Annotated in this window: 26 protein-coding genes and 1 pseudogene; 18 read left to right on the top strand and 9 right to left on the bottom strand. The window is 44.6% G+C overall.

Features of this window, described 5'->3' with window-relative positions; translation table 11 throughout:
- Nucleotides 1-213: 213 nt before the first annotated feature.
- Both HFELIS_RS05215 and HFELIS_RS05210 read left to right on the top strand, forming a co-directional pair.
- Nucleotides 214-1,971, top strand: coding sequence for a portal protein (locus HFELIS_RS05215; protein WP_013469496.1), 1,758 nt, complete (start codon nucleotides 214-216; stop codon nucleotides 1,969-1,971).
- Between the two features lie 819 nt (nucleotides 1,972-2,790).
- The gene (locus HFELIS_RS05210) at nucleotides 2,791-3,906 is read left to right on the top strand and encodes an RNA-guided endonuclease InsQ/TnpB family protein (RefSeq protein WP_041303250.1); all 1,116 of its coding nucleotides are present in this window, start codon (nucleotides 2,791-2,793) and stop codon (nucleotides 3,904-3,906) included.
- Between the two features lie 54 nt (nucleotides 3,907-3,960).
- Here the strand turns inward: HFELIS_RS05210 and HFELIS_RS08750 are convergent.
- Nucleotides 3,961-4,065, bottom strand: a pseudogene (locus HFELIS_RS08750) (type II toxin-antitoxin system HicB family antitoxin); the annotation flags it as partial.
- A gap of 117 nt (nucleotides 4,066-4,182) precedes the next feature.
- On the opposite strand from HFELIS_RS08750, the gene HFELIS_RS05205 reads away from it, so the two are divergent.
- The 7 genes from HFELIS_RS05205 to HFELIS_RS05175 are packed head-to-tail and all read left to right on the top strand — an operon-like array spanning nucleotide 4,183 to nucleotide 9,727.
- The gene (locus HFELIS_RS05205; protein ID WP_013469493.1) at nucleotides 4,183-4,392 is read left to right on the top strand and encodes a hypothetical protein; all 210 of its coding nucleotides are present in this window, start codon (nucleotides 4,183-4,185) and stop codon (nucleotides 4,390-4,392) included.
- 9 nt (nucleotides 4,393-4,401) lie between these two features.
- Nucleotides 4,402-5,112 (top strand): hypothetical protein, encoded by a 711-nt coding sequence (locus tag HFELIS_RS08520; RefSeq protein ID WP_013469492.1) that lies wholly within the window; start codon nucleotides 4,402-4,404, stop codon nucleotides 5,110-5,112.
- A gap of 44 nt (nucleotides 5,113-5,156) precedes the next feature.
- A complete protein-coding gene (locus HFELIS_RS09225) occupies nucleotides 5,157-6,746 on the top strand; it encodes a hypothetical protein (protein WP_197531839.1) in 1,590 nt (529 codons plus the stop codon).
- A gap of 22 nt (nucleotides 6,747-6,768) precedes the next feature.
- Nucleotides 6,769-7,734 carry a hypothetical protein gene (locus HFELIS_RS05190; protein WP_049776951.1) on the top strand — a complete coding sequence of 322 codons (966 nt, stop codon included), beginning with the start codon at nucleotides 6,769-6,771 and terminating at the stop codon, nucleotides 7,732-7,734.
- Nucleotides 7,734-8,624 carry a hypothetical protein gene (locus HFELIS_RS05185; protein WP_013469489.1) on the top strand — a complete coding sequence of 297 codons (891 nt, stop codon included), beginning with the start codon at nucleotides 7,734-7,736 and terminating at the stop codon, nucleotides 8,622-8,624. The genes HFELIS_RS05190 and HFELIS_RS05185 overlap by 1 nt, the downstream gene beginning before the upstream one ends.
- Nucleotides 8,621-9,100 (top strand): hypothetical protein, encoded by a 480-nt coding sequence (locus HFELIS_RS05180; RefSeq protein ID WP_013469488.1) that lies wholly within the window; start codon nucleotides 8,621-8,623, stop codon nucleotides 9,098-9,100. The genes HFELIS_RS05185 and HFELIS_RS05180 overlap by 4 nt, the downstream gene beginning before the upstream one ends.
- A 9-nt stretch (nucleotides 9,101-9,109) precedes the next feature.
- A complete protein-coding gene (locus HFELIS_RS05175) occupies nucleotides 9,110-9,727 on the top strand; it encodes a DUF1804 family protein (RefSeq protein WP_148229940.1) in 618 nt (205 codons plus the stop codon).
- On the opposite strand, the gene HFELIS_RS05170 is transcribed toward HFELIS_RS05175, so the two are convergent.
- The 8 genes from HFELIS_RS05170 to HFELIS_RS05140 form a co-directional block, all read right to left on the bottom strand.
- Nucleotides 9,699-10,028, bottom strand: a complete 330-nt coding sequence (locus HFELIS_RS05170) for a hypothetical protein (RefSeq protein ID WP_013469486.1) — start codon at nucleotides 10,026-10,028, stop codon at nucleotides 9,699-9,701. The genes HFELIS_RS05175 and HFELIS_RS05170 overlap by 29 nt on opposite strands.
- Nucleotides 10,025-10,315, bottom strand: a complete 291-nt coding sequence (locus tag HFELIS_RS05165) for a phage holin family protein (protein WP_013469485.1) — start codon at nucleotides 10,313-10,315, stop codon at nucleotides 10,025-10,027. The genes HFELIS_RS05170 and HFELIS_RS05165 overlap by 4 nt, the downstream gene beginning before the upstream one ends.
- Nucleotides 10,302-10,574, bottom strand: coding sequence for a hypothetical protein (locus tag HFELIS_RS05160; protein ID WP_013469484.1), 273 nt, complete (start codon nucleotides 10,572-10,574; stop codon nucleotides 10,302-10,304). The genes HFELIS_RS05165 and HFELIS_RS05160 overlap by 14 nt, the downstream gene beginning before the upstream one ends.
- Nucleotides 10,571-11,074: a DUF5675 family protein gene (locus tag HFELIS_RS05155; RefSeq protein ID WP_013469483.1), complete on the bottom strand. Its 504-nt coding sequence runs from the start codon at nucleotides 11,072-11,074 to the stop codon at nucleotides 10,571-10,573. The genes HFELIS_RS05160 and HFELIS_RS05155 overlap by 4 nt, the downstream gene beginning before the upstream one ends.
- Before the next feature lie 542 nt (nucleotides 11,075-11,616).
- Nucleotides 11,617-11,808, bottom strand: a complete 192-nt coding sequence (locus HFELIS_RS08745; RefSeq protein ID WP_081458345.1) for an outer membrane beta-barrel protein — start codon at nucleotides 11,806-11,808, stop codon at nucleotides 11,617-11,619.
- Between the two features lie 225 nt (nucleotides 11,809-12,033).
- The gene (locus tag HFELIS_RS05150; RefSeq protein WP_148229939.1) at nucleotides 12,034-12,372 is read right to left on the bottom strand and encodes a hypothetical protein; all 339 of its coding nucleotides are present in this window, start codon (nucleotides 12,370-12,372) and stop codon (nucleotides 12,034-12,036) included.
- A 142-nt stretch (nucleotides 12,373-12,514) separates the two neighbouring features.
- Complete coding sequence (rny, locus tag HFELIS_RS05145; RefSeq protein WP_041302822.1) at nucleotides 12,515-14,083, bottom strand: ribonuclease Y; 1,569 nt, start codon at nucleotides 14,081-14,083, stop codon at nucleotides 12,515-12,517.
- Nucleotides 14,016-14,621: a 5-formyltetrahydrofolate cyclo-ligase gene (locus tag HFELIS_RS05140; RefSeq protein ID WP_158305099.1), complete on the bottom strand. Its 606-nt coding sequence runs from the start codon at nucleotides 14,619-14,621 to the stop codon at nucleotides 14,016-14,018. The genes rny and HFELIS_RS05140 overlap by 68 nt, the downstream gene beginning before the upstream one ends.
- Nucleotides 14,622-14,685: 64 nt before the next feature.
- On the opposite strand from HFELIS_RS05140, the gene greA reads away from it, so the two are divergent.
- The 9 genes from greA to rfaE1 are packed head-to-tail and all read left to right on the top strand — an operon-like array spanning nucleotide 14,686 to nucleotide 21,632.
- Nucleotides 14,686-15,177, top strand: a complete 492-nt coding sequence (greA, locus tag HFELIS_RS05135; protein ID WP_013469477.1) for a transcription elongation factor GreA — start codon at nucleotides 14,686-14,688, stop codon at nucleotides 15,175-15,177.
- Nucleotides 15,164-15,595, top strand: coding sequence for a dUTP diphosphatase (gene dut, locus HFELIS_RS05130; protein WP_013469476.1), 432 nt, complete (start codon nucleotides 15,164-15,166; stop codon nucleotides 15,593-15,595). Before greA ends, dut begins: the two co-directional genes overlap by 14 nt.
- Entirely contained in the window at nucleotides 15,595-16,200 is a 606-nt protein-coding gene (locus HFELIS_RS05125) for a hypothetical protein (protein WP_013469475.1), read from the top strand. Before dut ends, HFELIS_RS05125 begins: the two co-directional genes overlap by 1 nt.
- Nucleotides 16,197-17,396: a hypothetical protein gene (locus HFELIS_RS05120; RefSeq protein WP_013469474.1), complete on the top strand. Its 1,200-nt coding sequence runs from the start codon at nucleotides 16,197-16,199 to the stop codon at nucleotides 17,394-17,396. Before HFELIS_RS05125 ends, HFELIS_RS05120 begins: the two co-directional genes overlap by 4 nt.
- Nucleotides 17,393-18,010 carry a type III pantothenate kinase gene (locus HFELIS_RS05115; RefSeq protein WP_013469473.1) on the top strand — a complete coding sequence of 206 codons (618 nt, stop codon included), beginning with the start codon at nucleotides 17,393-17,395 and terminating at the stop codon, nucleotides 18,008-18,010. The genes HFELIS_RS05120 and HFELIS_RS05115 overlap by 4 nt, the downstream gene beginning before the upstream one ends.
- The gene (locus HFELIS_RS05110; protein WP_013469472.1) at nucleotides 18,007-18,711 is read left to right on the top strand and encodes a sulfite exporter TauE/SafE family protein; all 705 of its coding nucleotides are present in this window, start codon (nucleotides 18,007-18,009) and stop codon (nucleotides 18,709-18,711) included. The genes HFELIS_RS05115 and HFELIS_RS05110 overlap by 4 nt, the downstream gene beginning before the upstream one ends.
- Nucleotides 18,708-19,232: a D-glycero-alpha-D-manno-heptose-1,7-bisphosphate 7-phosphatase gene (locus tag HFELIS_RS05105; RefSeq protein WP_013469471.1), complete on the top strand. Its 525-nt coding sequence runs from the start codon at nucleotides 18,708-18,710 to the stop codon at nucleotides 19,230-19,232. Before HFELIS_RS05110 ends, HFELIS_RS05105 begins: the two co-directional genes overlap by 4 nt.
- Nucleotides 19,233-19,242: 10 nt before the next feature.
- On the top strand, nucleotides 19,243-20,223 hold the full coding sequence (gene rfaD / locus HFELIS_RS05100) for an ADP-glyceromanno-heptose 6-epimerase (protein WP_013469470.1): 981 nt from the start codon (nucleotides 19,243-19,245) through the stop codon (nucleotides 20,221-20,223).
- A complete protein-coding gene (gene rfaE1, locus HFELIS_RS05095) occupies nucleotides 20,205-21,632 on the top strand; it encodes a D-glycero-beta-D-manno-heptose-7-phosphate kinase (protein ID WP_013469469.1) in 1,428 nt (475 codons plus the stop codon). Before rfaD ends, rfaE1 begins: the two co-directional genes overlap by 19 nt.

Here is a 21,632-nt window from a genome sequence, read left to right as displayed (position 1 = left end):
TCGCGGTTAACGCGGCTCATTTTTCCCTCCCCCCTTCTTGTAAGGGGGCATTAAAACTTTAACCCTTGTTTGTATTTTTTTAATGTGTTAGCATTCGCGGCGTGTTGATGCAACACAAGTACCGCGCTTTTTGGGTTTAGCGTGCGATCTTTGTTTAAAGGCGCGAGCGAGTTCTCTTGGCTTCTTGCGCCGCACCCAAAAAAAAGGCAATCAATGCGAGATTTTGCACAAATCAAAGAAGATTTTAAAAACGATTACCAAGCCGCGCAAAACTCTATTATGGAGTTTAAGCAGGCAGTGGCCTATTATCATGGTAACCAACTACCCGCAGATGTGTTAAACATCATCTTAGAGCGCGGGCAGACCCCCATAGTCGAAAACATCTACAAGATGATTATTAATAAAATCTTGGGCTATAAGATACAAAGCATTCAAGAAGTGCGCTTAACCCCGCGCCAAGAAGAAGATAAACCCCTAGCGGACTTACTCAACGACCTCTTAAAATACTTCTCTCAGAAAAAGAATTTTGATAAGGAAATGATCAAGCGCGATAGGGATTTAATCATGGGGGGATTAGGGGTGATTGAACTTTGGGCAGTGAGTGATGCGCAGGGCAATATTGACATAGAGATTAAAGCCCTTGACCCGCAGAGTTTTATCATCGATTATTTTAGCACGGATGCCAACGCTACAGACGCGCGCAGATTTCATAAGATGATGTTAGTTGACAAGGAACAAATAGAGCGCATCCTTCCTAATAGCGAAGTGATTTATCAGCACACCCAGCATCAAGAGCAGATCGCGCGTCTGGTGGAGAGTTGGTATAAAGAACGCGATGAGCTAGGGGCTTGGGTGTGGAATAGATACCTTTGGAGTGAAGAGGGCGGGATTTACCAAGTGGAGTTCAAGCCCTTTAAAAACGCTTTGCACCCCTTTATCGTAGCCAAGTTTTACATGGATGAAAAAAATCACTATTACGGGCTTTTTAGGGACATCAAACCCATGCAAGATTATATCAACTACGCAGAAAATCGCATGGGGAATATGATGGGCTCTTTTAAGGCGATGTTTGAGGAAGACGGGGTAAGTGATATGGATGAGTTCGTGGAGAACATGAGCCTAGATAATGCCATTGTGAAAGTGCGCCCTGGAGCCCTCAAAGATGGCAAAATCCAGTTTATGAACAATCAGGCCGATATTGCAGCCCTGAGCGCAAAGGCTGAGCAAAAAAGACAGCTTTTAAAGATTTTAGCCGGGCTAAATGATGAGAGTTTGGGCATGGCTTCTAATCGTCAAAGCGGGGTCGCCATTGCCCAAAGACGCGAGAGTGGACTAATGGGCTTACAAACCTTTCTTAAAGCCAGTGATGACATGGATAAGCTCATTTTTGAGCTAGCCGTGAGCCTGATTAGCCATTATTTTACCAAACCGCAGGTGTTCCGCATTGTGGACGCTAAGGTAGGGGATAGATATTTTTCCATCAATGATGGCCAACACAACACTATCAAGCCCTGCAAGTTTGATTTAATCTATAAGACGCAGCTAAAAACAGAGAGCAAGGACGAGCGTTTTAGCCACTGGAATGAGTTATTAAAGGTGGTGAGCCCCATTCGCCCCGATCTAGTGCCCCAACTCTTACCCCTCATCCTCAAAGACATGGATAGCCCCATAGTTGCCGATGTGCAAGAAGTGATTTTACAAGCCCAACAAGCCCAAGAACAACAAGCTAAGGCCCAAGCCCCTTATAATGAGCAACTCCAAGCCCTAGAGTTGCAGAAAATCCAAGCCCAGATTTTAGAATTGCAGGCTAAAGCGCAGAAATACTCCCAACAAGGCGCGTTAGTGCAAGCCCACACCACCAGTGAGGAGATTAGCCAAGTGCAGGCCATAGAGGGAGCAGAAGGAGAAAACAAACGCCCTAAAGGCTCAGAATGGCAAAAATACCCTAGCGCGCACCATTTGGAGTATTAAAAGAGTTGTGTGAGGAAATTGTTAAGACGTAAGAATTTTTGTTAAAGCACTTCGCTTAAGGGTTTGCTAGAGGCTAGGCCTCTAGCCTTACTTTAGTCTAGTCATCTTAGTTTGGCGTTTAACTTATTTAAGACCACGCGGCGGTAGTCTGTAAGTTAGCTGTTAGGGTTTTTAGCTACAATGGTGCTAGTGGTTTCCCCCGCCCTTAAAGGGCGAAGGGAGGTTTTAATATAATGGTTGTGTCAGAACCACTAAAACCAGTAGCACCACGAATATTTTCATGTTGGGTTCTCCTTTCTAGGAGCTCACCCACTAACTCCCCAACCCTCAAAGCCTTTAAGACCGATGCGCCAAATGACACAAAAAGAGAGCCCAACACTGCGCTAGGCTTATTCTAGCATGATTGGTTTTTGCAAAAGCTGTAAGAGGATGTTTAGGGTTTTTAGCTACAATGGTGCTAGTGGTTTCCCCCGCCCTTAAAGGGCGAAGGGAGGTTTTAATATAGCGGTTGGGTGAGAACCACTAAAACCAATAACACCACGAATATTTTCATGGCAGGGTCTCCTTTCTAGGAGTTCCCCCGCTAACTCCTCAACCCTCAAAGTCCCTTTTAAAAGACTGATACTCCAAATCACCCAAAAGCAACCCTACCATTGTGGCTAAATTTTATTCTAGCACAAAAGTTTAAGTTTACTTAAGCAGGTTTCTCATAACTTCTTTTACGATTTTAGCAACCGCGCCGTAAACCCCCTAGCTTTAGCTTAAGCGGATTAAGGCTCATGTTTGGTCGTTTTCAAGCAAAGCATGTATAATAGTTCCATGTTAATCGCTTACAAGCAGAAACTCTACAATTCAAGCAAGAATAAGCAGATAGACAAACTCCTACGCCTTTATGGCATTTGCTACAATCATTGTATCGCTTTGCATAAGCGGTATTATAGGCTCTACAAGAAGCACTTGAATTTCTACGCCTTGAAAAAACACATAACCAAGCTAAAGAAAACCACACGCTTTGCTTTTTTGAAAACTCTAGGCTCTCAAACCTTGCAAGAGCTAGTAGAGAGGATAGACAAGGCTTATAAAAAATTTTTTAAGAAACAGGGCAGACCCCCTAGATTTAAAAAGGTGGCTAACTATCAGTCTTTCACATTTTCACAATGTGGTTACAAAATCCAAGACAATATTATTTCTTTTAATGGCTATCGCTTTAAGTTTGTCAAAACCTACGACCTTGTAGGCAAACCCAAGACCTTAACCATTAAAAGAGATAATCTAGGCGATTATTTCTTGTGTTTGGTGTGCGAAAAAGAGGACGAGCCGGCGAAAGCAGAATGCTTGAAGCCGTTTGCGAGCGAGCCCGCATGCGGTAATAGCGTGGGGCTTGACTTCGGCTTAAAAACCTTTCTCACCTGCTCTAATGGCACACAAATCCCATCGCCTTTATTTTTCTCTAAGTTTTTGCCTTTGATTAAATCTTGCTCTAAATCTCTATCTAAAAAGAAAAGAGGTAGCCATAACCGCCTAAAAGCTAGGCTAAGACTTGCTAGATTGCATAGGAAAATCAAAAACCTAAGAACAGACTTTTTCTACAAGCTTGCCAATAGCCTATCTAAGCAATACGCCACTATTTTCATTGAAGATTTAAACCTGAAGGGTATGGTTAAACTTTGGGGGCGCAAGGTCAATGATTTGGCTTTTGGTGAATTTGTGGCTATCTTGGAGAGAAAAACCCAAGTGATTAAGATTGATAGATTTTATCCTAGCTCTAAGACCTGCTCTAGCTGTGGGGCTGTTAAAAAGGACTTGAGCCTAAAAGATAGGGTTTTTTCTTGCCCCTCTTGTGGGTTTTCTTTGGATAGAGATTTAAACGCAAGTATAAATATTCATAGAGTGGGGGCATCCACTCTTGGAGTAGAGGCTGTAAGACCCGCCTAGCGGGCTAGCCTTGTTGATCCCAGAATCCCCTAGCTTTAGCTATGGGGAGTATGTCAAAGCTTCCTCGTAGTTTTCTCCTTGCGACACACAGCCCTGCAAAGAGGGCACAAAGGCAAAATACCCGTCCTTATCTTTTTCTATGACAGCATTAACAAGCATGCGCTCCCTTTAATCTTTGATTTACGCCAAATCCCCCAAAGGGTAGCTTAAGTTAATTAACCCTTGAAAACTCTGATTTTTTAGGCTTTAATATTTTATCTTAGCAGAAAGGCAGACATGGATTTTTACATCATATTTGACATGGAAAAAATCAAAGAGCGTTTTGGAAGTATAAGCCATTTGGGAACACAATACTCTATGAGCCCAAACTACATCAGAGAATACTATAACAATCGTTTCGCCCCAGCTAACAAGTCTAGGAAGCTTGACATCTTTAAAAAGATGCGTGATGACGGATATATCCGTTTTTCAGACAAACCAGAATAAGGAGAAAACATGGACACAACACCAGATACAACCCTACAACCAACGCCTGCGCAGAGTGCGCCCTTAGCACAAACAGATGCGCTAACCCCTACAAAAGACCCCGCAGATGCGCCTGAACAAACACAAGCCGCGCTAACCCCACAAAAAGACTTAGACGATGCCCCAACTCCTAAGGGAACATGCAAACCCGACAGGTTTTACGCCTTAATTGAGAACAACACGATTGTAAATATCTTTAGCGGGGAAAATTTAAAGGAATACAACCCGGCGCAGTTAGACATTAGAGAATTGCCCAAAGGCGAAGAGAAGTTTTTTGCTATTGGTCTTTCTTTGGGAGAAAATGCAGAGCTGCTGCCCTTGAGTTTGGAGCAGATGAAAGAGCGGCAACTAGACTTTTTAAATGACGACTTCACTATGGAAGTCCAAAGAGTCCAGCGCGAATACATTCCCTTAGAAGAGGTGTTAACTTTTGAACTACAAAGACAGGAAGCTTTGAGCTTGAAAGAAGGAGGCCCTACGCCCTTTTTAGATCAACTCGCCCAAACAAGAGGGGAAAACAAAGAGGTCTTGGCGCGCAAAATCCTTAAAAAACACACCGAATACATGCAATCTTTAGCCTTTTTAGTGGGCAAACGCCACAAGTTGCGCAACCAAATAGAAGAGTCTCAAAGCGCGCAAGAGATTATTAATGTGCGCTTTAGTGAGGCGTTGAAACTCTAGTGCCTCTTGCTTGGAGTCGCGATAGCGATAACTATGTAAGGTTTTTGCGCAAGCGGTTAAGGCATCACTTAGGGCTTTATACAGACATTAGAGATAAGTATAAGCTCAATATTGGGGAGAAAATCCTCAAGTCTCAGGCTTACGCCTATGCTAGGCACGAGGCGGATAAACATTTTACCCTTGTTGGTGAAGCCATTTTAAAGTTTGTAGTAGGCTTTGTTTTGCAAGTGGTCTCGGTGATTCTCTCAGCGGGGGTGAATGCGCGCGAATCTGGAGGCGAAGGCTTTAAGGAAGAGGTCGCCATGGGCCTAGCCTCTAGCGTGCTAGACTTTGTCGCTAATGTAACTCAAAGCGCGTTGCAAGAAAACGCCCAAGCTTCCCTAGAATTCTACGCTAAAATCAGTGCGAGTCTGCAACAAGCAAGAGATTTAATACACGGACTAGATCAAAGCGCGCATAACAGGGTTTCAAGCCTGATTTATCAACCTTATAGCATTTTCCCCAAGGGGGCTATTTGGGAAGCCCAAAAGCCCGGAAGTCTAGGTTTTGTTGCCGGGTTAGAGGGCTATGACCCCACAAAAGGTATACAGGGGACTTATCAAGAGAGTTTAAAAGCCGAGCAACTTAACAACCGCGCGCATCGCCATTTGGGCGGAAACACCAACTACGACCCGCTCAATTTGCCCTTTCCAAAAGCGCGCTTTGAGGAGAATTTTAGGCGTGTGATGGAGTCTATTAAAGCGGGACTAGAAAAACGCCAAAAAGAAATCAAGGAGGGCTTTAAAGAGCTATGCGCCAATTACTTTGGAGCTTTTGACACTTCAATCCCTCAAAGACTTTTTAACGAACACATGCGCGCAGAAATCCATCCGCGCATCAACCAGCTCAATATCCGCAGCTTTCTAGAAAAGATGAAATATTACCCCAATGGGGAGAGATTGCCCTTATTTGATAGCATGGCTTACCCCAAGCCTTTAGAATTGCCCCAAAACGAGCATGCTAGACAGGGGCGTATAACGATTGTTCAACGCGAAAATAGGGGTAAGGCATGGTTACAAGATAAGCGCGCACCGGGGGGATGGACTAATGCCGATGTAAAATATTTTGATAGGACTTTTGTCTTTGGCGCAAATGGGCGCATGCTTGAGGCTAGCGAGGAGTTTGACTATTCTTTTGTGGTGGTAAAGGATTATACTTTTTGGAAAGAAAAAAAGCACTACGAGGGGCATGTGAAACGCGAGCTTAGAGGCTTTGAAAAAGGTAAATTAGTCATCTTAGAGCGTCAGCGCAAAAGGGCACTTCCTAAAAAAAGCGCGCAAGTGCTAGAGTATGAGAAGATTAGGGGCGTAGAGCCTCCGCCTTTAAGCCTAGAAGAAGAGATTAAACTCAAAGAGGCGTATGACGCTTATATTAAGGCCTTTTGGGGGTGTTTTGAGATTGAACTCTTAGGAGTTACGGATAATAACCGCCCCTTGAGGTATGCTAGGGAGAAAGGTTGGAACTCAGGGGATGTATTTTTTTACACCCCTCAAAAGAACTTAAGTGAGTTGGAGAAAAAGAAACAAAACATGTTTAAGGAGTTTATTTACTGGTTTTTTCTCAAGATTGATGAGGAGGCACTTAAAGATTTTTAACCCTTGATTTAAGGGGGGTTTTATGTTTAAATGGCGCGCAAAAAGGCTAAACATGGAGCTTTATAATAAAGTCCAAGAGTTACTAGAAGCCAACAAGCGCGCCAAAGCAGAGAGCATGGGCCTTTTAGAGCTCGCGCGCACGACTTTAAGCAAGCAGATCAAGACCCAATTTGAGGCCAAAGCTACAGAGTTGCAAGAAGCTTTTAACAGAGTGGTGGAAACTCAGATACAAAACACACAGCTGGGCCTAGATGTGAGCGCGCGCTTGGAGGAGTTGGCTAGCCAAGAAGTGCAAGCCTTTAAACCCAAACTAGAGCAGGGGATTAAAAACGCGCTTTTAGCACAACTAGATCACCAAATGATAGCCGCGCAAGTGCAAGAGGCCCTAAAAGCAGAAATCAATGACAAGCTTGACCTAGAACAGATTTTAGGCGCAGAGGGGCTAAGTGCCTTTTTAGAGCGCGTGAGTGCTCAGATCGCACAGAGTGCTAGCACACGCACGCAAGAGGTCTTAGATGGAGCGTTGTTAAGTTTTAACCAAAGGGCAGAAAATCTCTTAGAAGAGGAGCTTATCCCTTTGGTGAAGGGACAAATCGCTCACATTGATTTTAGCTTTTTGAAAGCCCAACATGAGGTCTTTTACCCCGCGCTCAAAAACCATCTAAAAGATATGTTCTTTGAGGAATTGCAAAAGGACTTTATGCAGACTTACTGGAAAAATTTTATAGAAGACATTCTAGCCCAGCAGGCGCAAATGAGACGCTTTAAAGAGATGGAGCTTGAGGCTCAAGGGCATTTAGAAAGTTTGCTGTTGGGCAATGCGCTTAAGATGTTGCAAGAGCAGGAGATGACCCTACAAAAAGCCCGTCTTGAAGACTTGCAACTTGCTAACCAAATCCAAGCAGAGGTCAGACGCAAGGAACTTATCAAACAGGGCATTCTTCAAGAGCCAAGCAGAGGCACGCGCACCTATAGAGGAGATAGCTAATGAGCGCGCTGAGTGATGTTGTGCAGGAATTAGGTTTAAAGGCAGGCCAAGCCAGTAAAGAACTCACCCAAGCGAGCGCGCAGGCGCTCAAAAACGCCCATGAGGCAGCCCCTGGGGGCACTAAAGCCCTCATAGCTACAGAGCCTGAGGAAAATAAAGACCAGACGAGCGCGCGCGATTTTAGTCCTTATATCATCAACGATGAGGATTTAGCTCAGCCTGCACCACAAGGCCCATCAGCTCCGCCATCAACGAACATTAAAGAGCTAGATGACAAAATCGCCAAGCGGCAACTGAGCATGTTTGATTACTATCTAGCGCGCAATTATCTAGGGCTTGATTTAGGAGGGTTTTTAGCAGGAGGCTTAGAATTAAAGCAGAAAATAGCTAACCGCACCAAAGCGACCGCAGATGTCTATGAGACGATTAGATCGCTGGACTTGGGGGATAATATCATCAACAAAGCTCAAGACAATAGCGGGACACCTAGCGGACTAGCTAGAAAGCTCAACCAAATCACCGGCGGTTTTATTCCCTTAGGCGCAGAATTAGCCCAAACAGATACCGCGGTCAATCAATACACCTATGCGACTGCGCGCGCACTCACTGGGGGCAAGGTTACTAATCAGACCTTAGATGATTTAAAACATATCACCCGCTTTGGATTAAGAGGGGCAAAAGAAAACACCGCAAGATTAGGGGAAACTCAAAACATCAACATCAATTATTTAATCAATAGCATGCGCAATCTGCAAGCTTTAGGGGGCAATATTACCCCGGACATGCTCGCTAAATTGCAAGAGTATAAGGCTAAGGCGCGCTATATCCAAGAAAAAGGGGGGGATATTGATATTAAAGAATACAATGCGCTTAGAAAGGGCAGAGAATGATAGGGCAAAAAATTTATATGGGCCGCACATCTTCATGGGGCTATGATGTGCCCCCCGGTGGAGCTAGAGAGTTTTTAGTCACCATTACGGGGTGTTCAGGAGAAGATCGCCAATGGGGGGATAATGAGAATGAGGGCAATAGCGAGGTTTACTATAATCGGGGGAATAGCGGACCTGTGGTGCTCTTTAGCGCGGATGAGTTAAATATCCGCGTTGCAGGAGGTGCAGGAAGTGCAAGAATGCTCAGAAGACGCGGAGAGTGGCACTCTAGAGAAGAATCCTATTATAAAGATGGATGGGAGAAATTTTGGGGGAAAAAGCGCTACCGCACCATTAGATGGTGGGAGTGGGGGGGTGTGATCAATCAAAGAAAACCCGTGCAAAGTGGACAGAGTGTAAGCTTTGTGTGCAGTGCTTCTACTAAGCTAAGTTGCACTTCATCCAAAGAGTTTAGCCTATGCGTGTATGAAATTTAAAAGAGGTGTATGATGCCAGCCGCTTATAAAAATCGCGAGGAAATCCGCGCTTATTATGAAACACACGACACCACGCTTAAAGAGATTTCTGAGAAATACGGGGTAAGCTACCGCACACTGACACGCTGGCGTGTCGCTGGAGATTGGCGGGCTAAAAGGGCCATTGAGCAGGTGCAAGTAGAAGTGATTAGAGATGACTTGAGCAAACAGGGGCTTAATACTTTCTTAGGGGCAAAAAAGCAAGAAATTAAGCAGGCCATTAGAGAAAACTTAAAAGATATTGATGTTGAGCCGGGCGTATTGGAGTGCATTACAGAGGCTTCTAGCGAGGATATTCTGCTAAGGGCGATGAGTTTACACTTTATTAATAAAAACATGTTGCTAGCGGCCATTATCGCTAGGGACGAGCTTTTGAAGATGTTAGAGGATGCAGAGAGCAAAAAGGGTTCTGCGCTCATTATTGCTGCTGCTGAGAAGGTGGCTAAGATGTTTGCCGAGCTTAAAATTAGTTTGTATGGCAAAGAAAGTCTATTGCCTGAGCAGAGCGCGCGGCAAAATGACTATTCTAAGATGACCACCCAAGAGCTTTTAGCGATTGCTAATGAGAAGGATGAAAACTCGACTTAAAAACCTCTAAGAGCTCTTGCACGCCTCTTAACTTCTCTTCACAAGTCTTAAGCTGAGCTAAAGCCTTAGGGTCTTTGTAACGCTCTCTAATCACCTTAATTTGGGTTTGTTTTTGTTCGTGGTATTTCTTGGTGTCTAACTCTAGGGCTTTAATTTGTTGGTTTTGGGCCTGCAAGTGTGCGCGGGTAGTTTCTAAGCGTTCTTTAAGTAGGGCGTTTTTTTCTAACAGAGCCTTCACTCCCCAAAGTGCCCCGCTCAAGGCTAAACCTAAAGCTAGACAAAGATAAAGCCAGTAGTTCACTTCTTAAAACTTAAAACATTGCGCACGATCTCAATCGCTCTATCAATGCCAAAGTAGCCTACACTTGCAGAAATGCCCACTTTAGTGAGGTAAGTGAGTTGGGTGGTTTCTAGCATAGCAAATACGCACAAGCAGATAAAGCAACTGGTGAACATCACCACTAGGGCGTGCCTAAGGCTAGATTTGGGGTTATTAAAATAATTCAGCGCGCCTGAGAGAATGCCAATGAGGCCAATGGGCAATAATTGAAGGTACTCACTTACTCTAAAAATCTCATTGAGCAGCATTTTTAGCCTCTTTGGCTTCGGATTTCTTGCGGGCCTTGTCCAAATCCTTTAGCACATCTTTAATAATGGGTTGTTGCTCTTGTAGGCGTTTTAGACTGTAGTGGTGTGTTTTGGCATAATCCGCGCAAGTGTTGAGCACATCTAGGGTGGTGTTATATTTTAGAAAGTAGTGGATGTTTTGGGCGATACTTAACACCAATCCAAAAGCCACAAACAAGCCCACCCAAATTTTTACCTTTTCTTTTTCCTCCTTGCTCATGCGTTATCTTTGATGCTTAGAGTGAAGTTTTCAATGCCATAACGCTCGCAGAGTTGGTAAAACTCTAGGGTAGCTTGTGTGGAGTTAGTTAACTTGCCTGTTTCTTTGTTGTAGCCCTTGCCTAGCAGAATACAGCCTAAACTATCGATAGCGTCATTGCCGATGTGAATCATGATACGCCTGTTAGCAAATTTAGCATTATTGGGGTCATGTAGCCAAATGGCGCGGTGTCTGCCATGAGCCCCTTTATTTCTGTATTCAGGCGGGACGCACACAGAGCTATCTGTCCAATGCAGAGTGTAGTTGCGCGCTATGATGGGCTTGTCTTTGCCGCTTTCATCTGTGGGTGTGCCCGCGTTTTCCATCGTGTAGCAGGAGTAGACCTCCTCCCCCCCCTCAGAGACAACGACCAGCTGCCCCAAAGTACCCGCTTCTCTTTTGCCATTTTTGCTAACTACAGGCGTTTCTTGTGTCCTTGTGAGAATAACCTCAAAACTCATAAAAAGCTCCTCTTAGGTTTTGTGGATAAAAATTTACTCAAGATTGCACACAGAAAAAAGGGTTAAAGCTTTCAAAAAAGAAAAGTGCGCTTGCTTGTCTTGGGGGTTTTTATGCCTTGTCTCCCCCTTAAAACATTTTTAAAAAATTTGCATTGACCCCAGACAAGCGACAACCCCATTACACTCCCTTTAGAGGCTCATATGCTATCATACATTCGCACGTACAAATGTGCCTACTAAACCCCGCGCGCTAATCCCTGTATCACTCATCCGTTTTGCTGGTTTAATCTGCTTGACACATTGACTAATCTTTGGCTAGAATTTCGGGCACTTTAAGGCGTTCTTTGACTTGTCAGCGTGTTAAAATTGAGCCAGAAAAAGCACTTTGGCACACTTAGCCCCCATGAGGTCCGTAAAATAGGGGGTTTTGTGTGGTGATGATGAGTTTTTGGACGCTTGGCCTTAAGGGTTGAGGAGTTGCAGAGGGTGGCTCAAGTTGTAAGTGTAGCACTTTTTGCAGGCGTTGCTTTGTACACATGTAATCAAGGAACTCCCCCATTCCATGTACTCCCTGCTAGAATAAGTCCTAAAAAGACCCCCTGAGTGTAAGCTCCCCGCTCGAAAAAATTATAAAGTCCATCCACGCCTACGCCATAAACGACATTAGCAATTGTTGCAGAGAGGATTCGCCTAAATTGGCAAGCGCATTGCTCATATTCTGGAGCTGTGTATATGATGCCTTTATTGAAATGGGTGTGTCAGAACTAAAGGCTTGATAGAGTGGGTCAAATGTTTATCATAAAAAGTTGTTAGCTCACTTTTGATAGGCTCGACAACTTGAGTTTGTTTTGGCTTAAAATTTGTTTCCACCTGTTCGGTTAACATTTGAAATAAACCCCCCAGCACCTTTGTAGTGTTGTTCTGATGGTGGTATTAGCAGCACTAGCAATCCCATTTGCCTAAGTTTGTAGAGCTTGGTGATCTGCACTAATGGCTGCTTGAATATTATTAGTTTGTGGCGCTTGGCCTTGTCCATCCCAATCTTGGAGTGTCGTGAGCTGATTTTCTGCATCTGTTACAGCTTGGATCGTATTAGTTTTTGGTGGATTGGCAGGTGGTTTGCCCTTTGTGCTAAAAATGCTATTTGCGGGCACGCGATCAGTGGTTTGTGAAAATTGAATCGTGCTATTTGTTTGCGCGTTTGTGCCATAAGATTGAGTTACGCTCGAATATTGGACACCTAATGCACCATAAAAACCGCTGTTTTCTGCCCCAAGCACACAGAATGCTGTAGTCAATACTTTAAAAAACGCACTTTACTATTCCTTATCACTATAGTTGATAATTTGAGAATAACATATAAATGAATATTTCAAATTTAAGCAGGCGCATGTAACCTGCGATTTGGTGCAAAACACCATCAAATAATCATGTTAGCGCTTATCGCGCTGTGGCTTTAGCTACTTTTTCACGGATGACATGCACCACCACTTCGCCGGGGTATTGTAGGGTGGTTTCAATTTCTTTAGCGATGTCTCTAGCCAGTAGGGCGATCTTAGAGTCATTGACGCGCTCAGGGCAAACAATCACGCGCACCTCACGCCCAGCATCCATAGCAAAGACTTTTTTAACCCCTTTTCTCTTAGTAGCGATGCGCTCAAGTTCATGCATGCGTGCTAAAAAGTTCTCCGCGTCTTTGCGCCGTGCCCCGGGTCTAGTGGCTGAGAGCGCGTCCGCAGCGCATACAGCAGCACATTCGATACTTTTAATTTCCTCGCGATCGTGGTGGGCGTAGATGGCGTTGATCACAACGGGGTGTTCATGATGGCGTGTGCACACCTCTGCGCCCAGTTCCACATGGTCCCCCCCACATTCATAAGTGAGTGCTTTACCAATGTCATGGAGAATCCCTGCACGGCGCGCAAGTTTAGAATCCCCCCCTAGTTGTGTGGCGATGTCTCCAGCTAAGGTGGCTACCTCTATGGAGTGCATTAGGGCGTTTTGTCCATAACTGGTGCGGTAGCGCATTTTACCAATGAGACGTTTAAGTTCCTCGTGCATGGAATCTAATTTGAGCTCTAATAGCACCTCTTGAGCGTCTTGCAAGATCGCTTCTTCCATGTTAGCTTCCACGCGTTGGTATACGGTTTCAATGCGCGCGGGCTGAATGCGTCCATCTTGAATCAATTCCTCTAAGGTGCGCTTTGCAATCTCACGCCGATAGAGATTAAAACAGCTTAAAACAATATTCTTGCTCTCTTCATCAATCATCACTTCCACACCACAGACTCGCTTAAAGCTGTCGATATTTTTCCCCTCTTTGCCGATAATACGCCCAATAAATTCGCTATCAGGCAAGCTCACCGCGCTGGTGAGATTTTCCATCGCAAAGTTACTTGCAAAACGCGCCGTAGCGTTAGCGATCACAAAATTAGCTCTTTTTCGGGCTTCCTTTTTGGCTTCTTTTTCATAACGGCGCACTAAGGCCGCCTTTTGCAATAAAAGCTCTTCTTCGAGTTGGTGCAAAAGCAGTGTCTTAGCTTCTTCTTGCGTATAACCTGAAATTTGCTCTAAAGTGGCGCACATTTGGGTTTTGAGGGCTTCGCATTCATGGCGCATTTGATCCTGCGCGCTTCTTTGATCTTCTAAATCTTGCTGATCTTTTTCTAGGGTTTGTCGGGCCTTCTCTAGGCGTTCTTGCTCTGTGTGTAGATAGTGTTTGTGGTGCTTTTCTTGGGATTTTAAATTTTCTAGGCGGTCTTGGTATTCCTGAGCTTGGGCGCGGATTTTTTGATCAAAATCGTATTGGAGGCGTTCTAGGAGTGTTTGAGATTCGACTTCTTTAGTTTGGTAGAGTATTTGGGCTTGGTAGAGCAACATATCGGCCTTGATTTTGGCCTGCCTTAGATAATTCTGACCTGAAGTGCGTAAAAATTTACGGCTAAGATAAACGCTCAAAATCGCTGTCAAAAGACAGGAAATCAAGGTAATTGTGAAAATACTTGGCATCAATAGACCTTTTATAAGTATTAGGAGTGCGTGCATCGATGCAGCGCGTGCTTACTATATCATGCTTAACACCTAGTAAACTTTTGGTGCGTAAAATTTTACGGGCAACAAAAACCAATTCTGTAGATTTTCTGCGTGAAAAGAAAGTATCATAATAGCCCTTACCAAAGCCTATACGCCGCCCACTACCATCTATTCCCAACACAGGCACGAGTGCTAAGTCAAGTTTAGCCACTGCCAAAGAGGGCGAGGGTTCGTAGATGTTATAGAGTTTTTTGCTTAGGGGGAGGCGATAGGGCGTGGGTTCTAAAAGATTGTGGCGTATGATGGGCACAAAGACCTTAATTTTATGACGGCGCGCCCAGAGGATCAAGGGTTTTATATTGGGTTCGTGAGGGAGGGGGCAAAAAAGCAAAACAGAGCGTTTGCCTTGTAGCGCGCCTTTAAGATGTGTGATGATTTTATGATCGCGGATATCCCAACCACGATTTTTATTCAAAATTCTCTTGCAGAGGGCACGAAACTGAATTTTATCCATAGCAAATACTAGCATATCAATTAAGCATGTATGCTATATAATGGGAGCTTTTTAGGAGTGATGGATGCAAGAACCCATGAGTAAGTATGGATATGAAAAGATTTGCGCGGAATTAAAGCGTCTTAAAGAAGTGGAGAGGCCTTGTGTGATCCAAGAGATCGATCGCGCCCGCGAACATGGAGATTTGAAAGAGAACGCCGAATACCATGCTGCAAAGGACAAACAGGCCTTTATTGATGCGCGTATTGCTGAATTAAGCCAAACTTTGGCCAATGCGCAGGTGATTGATCCATCAACATTGAGTCATCAAAAAGTGAGCTTTGGCAGCACGGTAAAAATCCTCAATTTAGATAATGACAAAGAGTTTTGCTACACCATTGTAGGCCGCATGGAGAGCGATCCTAGTCGTGGGCTAATTTCCTTTGGATCGCCCATTGCTAAAAGTTTAATGGGCAAACAAAAGGGAGATGAGGTGATCGTTGTGTTGCCCTCAGGAGAAAATGAATTTGAAATTTTAGATATTTTCTATCAAGATATTGACTATGCTAAAAGTTAAGCTACAAAAACTCCACCCCAATGCTCACATTCCGGCCTATCAAAGCATAGGAGCTAGTGGGTTTGATCTGTGCGCTTTGGAGGGGCTAGAGATTGCTCCTCAAAGTGTGGCTTTGGTGCGCACGGGTTTAGCCATCGAATTGGAAAAGGGCTATGAAGTGCAGGTGCGCTCTCGATCGGGACTGGCTTTAAAACACCAAATTATGGTGCTCAATTCGCCTGGAACCATTGATAGTGATTATCGCGGAGAGTTACAAGTGATCTTGATGAATTTAGGGCATGCGCCCTTTGGCATCAAGGCAGGAGATCGCATCGCTCAAGGGGTGTTGTGCCGTGTGTTTCAAGCGGAGTTTATACCGGCTGTGGAGTTAGGAGCGACACAAAGAGGAGAATCAGGTTTTGGGAGCAGTGGGGTTTAATGGATATTAAAGAGAATTTAAAGCAGGTTAAAGAGGAATTTAGGGGCGATGAAAAGATTTTAGAGAGCGCTTTTAGGATTGAAAGACTCTATAAAAAATATAAAATTTTTTTATGGCTGGCTGTAATCGGAGTGGGGCTTTGGTGGGGGTATACGCGCTTTTTAGAATACCAAGAGAATCAAGCGCGCGCTCAGATCACGCGCCTTTATAATGAGGTTGTAGCCAATCCTAATAATCTCGCCCTCCGCAATGAGCTCAAACAAAAAGCCCTCCCACTCTATAACCTTTACACCTATGCCCAAGCCCTTAAAAAAAGCGATGTGGCAGTTTTAAAGGAATTAGCACAGAGCAAAGATTCTATAGTTGCCCCCTTAGCGCGCTATTATGTGGCCTCTTTTAGTAGAGATTTAAAAGCGTTGCAAGAGGTGAGGTTAGAGGGGATGCAAGCTTGGATCGCCCTGCAACGCGCCTACTTGACTTTGCAAACTCACCCTAATAGCAACCTGACCAGCATTTTAGCCCCTATCACACCCGATTCTAGTCTCTATCAAATTGCCAATGTTTTACGCCACTACAACCCTCCCCTTGCCAAAGAGAAGAAGTGATTAAATTTTTTTACATTGCCATCGCCCTGCTGTGCTTAGGTTGTGGATCGCGTAAAAATTTTGAACCCCCGGCCTCTAAAATCAAGGGCGAGTTTCGCTTCAGTAAGCAACTCAAAGATCCCATCACCTTTACCAACCGCTACGGGGCGATCTTAAAAAATGGGGGTGTGATTGATGTGGAGGGAATCACGCCTCTCAAACTCACCAAAAAAATGTACAAAGAAAGTTCGTTTCTTAATCAAAGCCAAGACTATTATATCTTGGCTGAGGATTGTTGGCGTAGTCATAAGCAAAATGGCCCCAAACCCAAGAAAACCAAGAATCTCAAACTCACAGATAAGCAAGCACAGCAGGAGATAGTAGAAAATATCGAATCCATTGATGAGCAGGTTGTCCTCTACGATCGTTGCCACCATTTAGAATTGGTGAGCACAACTCCTAGCGCGCGGCCCTCTATTTTAATTCCCATAGACACCTACCCCTTGAGCGCAAGTGTGCAGGGCAAACACTTGGCTGTGGTGATGGCGGACAATTCGGCCAATATTTATGACATCCCTAGCCGTAAACTAATTTTTAGTGAAAAAGGTTCATCCACGGTCGCCATTGATTCTTTGGTAGCTGCTCCCGTCTTTTTAGACAGCGTAGTCGTCTTTCCCATGCTTGATGGGCGTTTATTAGTCGTGGATGTGAGCACAGACACCCCTAGAGTGGTGCGCAATATCGTGATTAATAGTGAAAAGTTCTTTAATAATGTGATCTATTTAAAAGTGGATGGAGAAAACATGTTTGCTGCAACTACAAAGCGGCTTGTTTCCGTGGTCTCCGGTCAAGAGTTTAGTTATGATGCAGATATTGTAGATGTGCTCTATAAAGATCATCATGTTTATGTGCTCACTTTAGATGGGCGTATTTTGCAGATGGATCGCACCCTCAACGAGCAGAGTATGGGCGTGGTGAAACTCCCCTTTGCCATGCTCACAAGTTTAGTCGTTACGGATAAAAAACTCTACACACTAGAAAAACGCGGCTATCTTGTAGAAGTGGATTTGGCGCATTTTGATGACTATCGAGTTTATAGCATTAAAAATGTGTCTAAAAGCTTCTTTGGAGGACGGCTAAACAAGATGAACTTTTATAGCAAAGACAAGATTTATTACGATCGCTTCTATGCAGACTTTAATCAAGATGCCCCATGATTTTGTGCGATATTGGCAATACACATCTGCATTTTTATGAAAATTCTAAAATTAGCACCTACACACCCCAAAACCTACCCCCCAAACTAGAGGGCGCGGTGTTTTTTATTAGCGTGAACACACAACACACCCAAGCCCTTTTAAATATCTGCCCTCAAGCTCAAGACATCGCGCCTTTAATTCATTTACCCACTTCTTATCAGGGGCTAGGAGTGGATCGCAAGGCGGCATGTTTGGGTTTGGGTTCAAAAAGTGGTGTGGTGGTGGATGCAGGCAGTGCCATCAGCCTTGATATTATGGAAAATAGCCAGCATTTAGGCGGGGTTCTTTTGCCCGGTCTTAGTGCCTACCAAAAAGCCTACAAAAGCATCGCGCCTATTTTAGATCAACCTCTTGATAGAGATATTGATTTGGAACAATTACCCCAAAGCACCGCTCAGGCGGTGAGTTTTGGGACTCTGCAAAGTGTTTTATTATTATTAAAAAAAGTTATTGGCGACAAACAAGCCTATTTCACCGGGGGCGATGGGGCGTTTTTGGCGCGTTTCTTTCCCAAAAGTGTCTATGATCCTCTGCTTGTTTTTACAGGCATGCAAAGGGCGTTAAAACAATGATGGAACTCTTGGCTCTTTTTTTAAGCGCGTCCGTGATGTCTTTAGGGCATTGTGTGGGCATGTGTGGGGGAGTCGTGCTCGCCTACTCTCAGAGCAAATTTAGCCCTCAAACCCCTTTAAAAGTCCAAATATACGCCCATCTTCTCTATAATTTAGGACGCTTGAGCACCTATATGCTTGCTGTTTTGCTACTAGCCCTCTTGGGACACACTCTCTTAGAAATGGTGGCGCACTACAGCGCGATCCCGCGCTTTAAACTGCAGGGGGTGGTGATCATGGGCGTTGGCGCGCTAATTTTCTTGCTCGCCTTTGGTTTTCTGCTCAAATGGCATTTAAATTTAGGTGTATTTTCCAAACTTTTTAAAGCCACTTTGGGGAGCTCTAAACTCTCTAGTTTTTACTTACTGGGCGCGCTCAATGGCTTATTGCCCTGCTCGTTAGTGTATTATTTTTTACTCAACGCGTTAGCTAGCTCGGATTTAGCCCATGCCCTCATGAGAATGCTAGTGCTCTCTTTGGGCACTTTTGCCCCCTTGTTTGTGCTAGGTTTGCTCTCAGGGCGTTTTTTGAGCATGTCCGCACGCGCTATTTTTGCCAAACTCGCCTTTGTGCTCATGCTAGGTTTTGGAAGTTATGATCTCTACAAGGGCTTTTTGATATTTAGTGGGCATGCCCACCACCACATGGAAATGACGCATTGAAACGCAAAGCCTTGTTTTTGGATCGCGATGGGGTGGTGAATGTGGATAGGGGATATGTGCACACCTGCGCGGATTTTGAGTTTATGCCCGGTATCTTTGAGCTATTGGCTCACGCTAAAGCTTGTGGTTATTTATTACTGCTAGTTACTAACCAATCGGGCATTGGGCGGGGGTATTATAGCGAGCAGGATTTTGAAACTCTTAGTGCCTACATGCAAGAGCAATTACAAAAGGTGTTAGGTTTTGGCTTGGATCGCATTTATCACTGCCCGCATGCCCCCACGCACCATTGTTTTTGCAGAAAACCCCAAATTGGCATGGTCAAAACCGCTTGTCAAGATTTTGAGCTTGATTTGACTCAAAGCGTGATGTTGGGGGATAAAAAAAGTGATATGCAGTTTGGACACAATGCAGGCATTGGCACGAATTTATGGCTACAAACATGCCCACAAACACCTTTAGAATACGCGCACTCTATTAGCACCCTGCAACAAGTGCTAGATTTTTTAAAACACTCTTGAAAGGATTGATATGCCCTACATCACTTCTAGTTTAGACAACAAAACCATTGTGATCACAGGAGGGGCGGGCTTTATTGGGAGCAATCTCGCGCTCTATTTTCAAAAACACCACCCTAATGCCAATGTGATTGTCCTAGACAAATTCAGAGATCAAACCCCTCCTAGCGACAGCTTGGGACATTTTAAGAATTTGCTCAATTTTCATGGGGAGATCATCACTGCGGACATCAACCACGACTTGAGCGCGCTAAAAAAAATTGACTTTGACTACCTTTTTCATCAAGCCGCTATCTCAGACACCACACAGCAAAATCAAGAATTAGTGATGCGCACCAACCACCAAGCTTTTATGAAGTTGCTCAAAATCGCCGATAAAAAGGACGCCAGAGTGATTTATGCCTCCTCAGCCGGGGTTTATGGCAACACCCCAGCACCCAATCGCGTAGGGTTTGGCGAAGTGCCTGAAAATGTCTATGGTTTTTCCAAATTGTGCATGGACAAGAGTGCGCAGGCCTTTGCCCAAGAGAGTTACGGGCGCATTATCGGCTTGCGTTATTTTAATGTCTATGGTCCGGGGGAATTTTACAAGCACAAAACCGCTTCGATGATCTTACAGCTAGGCTTGCAGGCCTTGCAAGATCAAGAGGTAAAACTCTTTGAATTTGGGGAGCAAAAACGCGATTTTGTCTACATTGAAGATGTGATTGCGGCAAATGTCAAAGCGATAGAAGCCCCTAGAAGTGGGGTTTACAATGTAGGGAGTGGAGTGGCTCGCAGTTATAATGACATTGTGGCAATTCTCAAACAACATCTAGGCGATTTTAAAACCACCTACATTAAAAACCCTTACCCCTTTTTTCAAAACCACACTTGCGCGGACATTGAGGCGACTTGCAATGATTTAGACTACACGCCCCGCTACAACCTAGAAGAAGGAATTAAGGAATACATTCCCGTGATTAAAGAGCTAGCATGCAAAACTGGTTGTTAACACCCCTTAAAACTCCCCGTGTGCTCGTGGTGGGGGATATTATCTTAGATCACTACATTTGGGGAATGAGTGAGCGCCTCTCCCCTGAAGCCCCCGTGCAGGTGGTGGAAGTGCAAAGGGAGAGCTACAAACTAGGGGGGGCGGGGAATGTGGTGGATAATTTAGTGGCCCTAGGAGCGCAAGTAAGCTTATGTGGCGTGGTGGGCGAAGATGAGAGCAAAACGCGCGTTCTTGAAAATCTACAAAGTTTAGGCGTGGATACACAAGGCGTTTTAAGCGACACCCAACGGCCTACATGCCAAAAAAGCCGAGTGATGATTTCAAGACAACAGGTTTTGCGCGTGGATAGAGAAAAGCGCACCCCCATCTGTGAAAATCTGCGCGCGCGCCTGCTAGAAATAGCCCAAAACCTCTTGCAAGAAGCCGATGTTTTGATTCTATCTGATTACCAAAAAGGGGTTTTAGACAAAGAGTTTTGCCAAAACTTAATCCACAACGCTAAAGCACAAAATAAACTTGTGTTATGCGACCCCAAAGGAAAAGATTATTCTAAATACGCCCACGCGACCCTCATCACGCCCAATAAAAAAGAAGCCCAAATGGCTACGGGCATTGAGATTACAGACGATGTGAGCTTAAAAGAAGCGTTATTATTTTTTAAAGACCATTTGCATATTTCTATCCCTCTGATCACCTTGAGCGAAGCGGGTATGGCTTTTTTGCAGGGGGATCGCTTGCTCAAAATCCCCACCATTGCCAAAGAGGTTTATGATGTGAGCGGGGCGGGGGACACTGTTATTGCCGCTTTGGCTTTTGGGTTGAGTGTGGGTGTGTCTATCTTGCAAGCCTGCACCTTTGCTAATGCAGCAGCAGCGGTGGTGGTGGGCAAGGTGGGGAGTGCGCGCGCCTCTTATGCAGAAGTGCTGGACTTTTTGCACTCTTATCACCATCAAGGCCAAAAAATCTTAGACAAACTTAGCGCTAGCCATCTTTTACACGCCATGCGCTCTAAAAAAATTGTCTTTACCAATGGCTGTTTTGATCTCTTGCACCGCGGGCATGTGCAGTATTTACAAGAGGCTAAAAAATTAGGGGATATTCTCATTGTGGGACTGAATAGCGATGCTTCAGTGCGCCGCTTAAAGGGGGAGAGTCGCCCTATTTGTGATCAAGACGCGCGCGCGGTGGTGCTGGCTGGCTTGGAATGTGTGGATTTTGTGGTGATCTTTGAGGAGGACACCCCCTATGAGCTCATTAAAGCCCTCAAGCCCCATATTTTAGTCAAGGGGGCAGACTATAAAGACAAAGAAGTCATAGGGCGGGATTTGGTCGATCAAGTGGTCTTGATCGATTTTGTCAAGGGTTATTCCACCACGCAAACCATTGCTAAGATCGCCGGTAAAAATTAG

Origin of the sequence: Helicobacter felis ATCC 49179, assembly GCF_000200595.1 — a bacterium.
Classification (GTDB): domain Bacteria; phylum Campylobacterota; class Campylobacteria; order Campylobacterales; family Helicobacteraceae; genus Helicobacter; species Helicobacter felis.
This window is presented reverse-complemented; position numbering and strand designations above follow the sequence as displayed.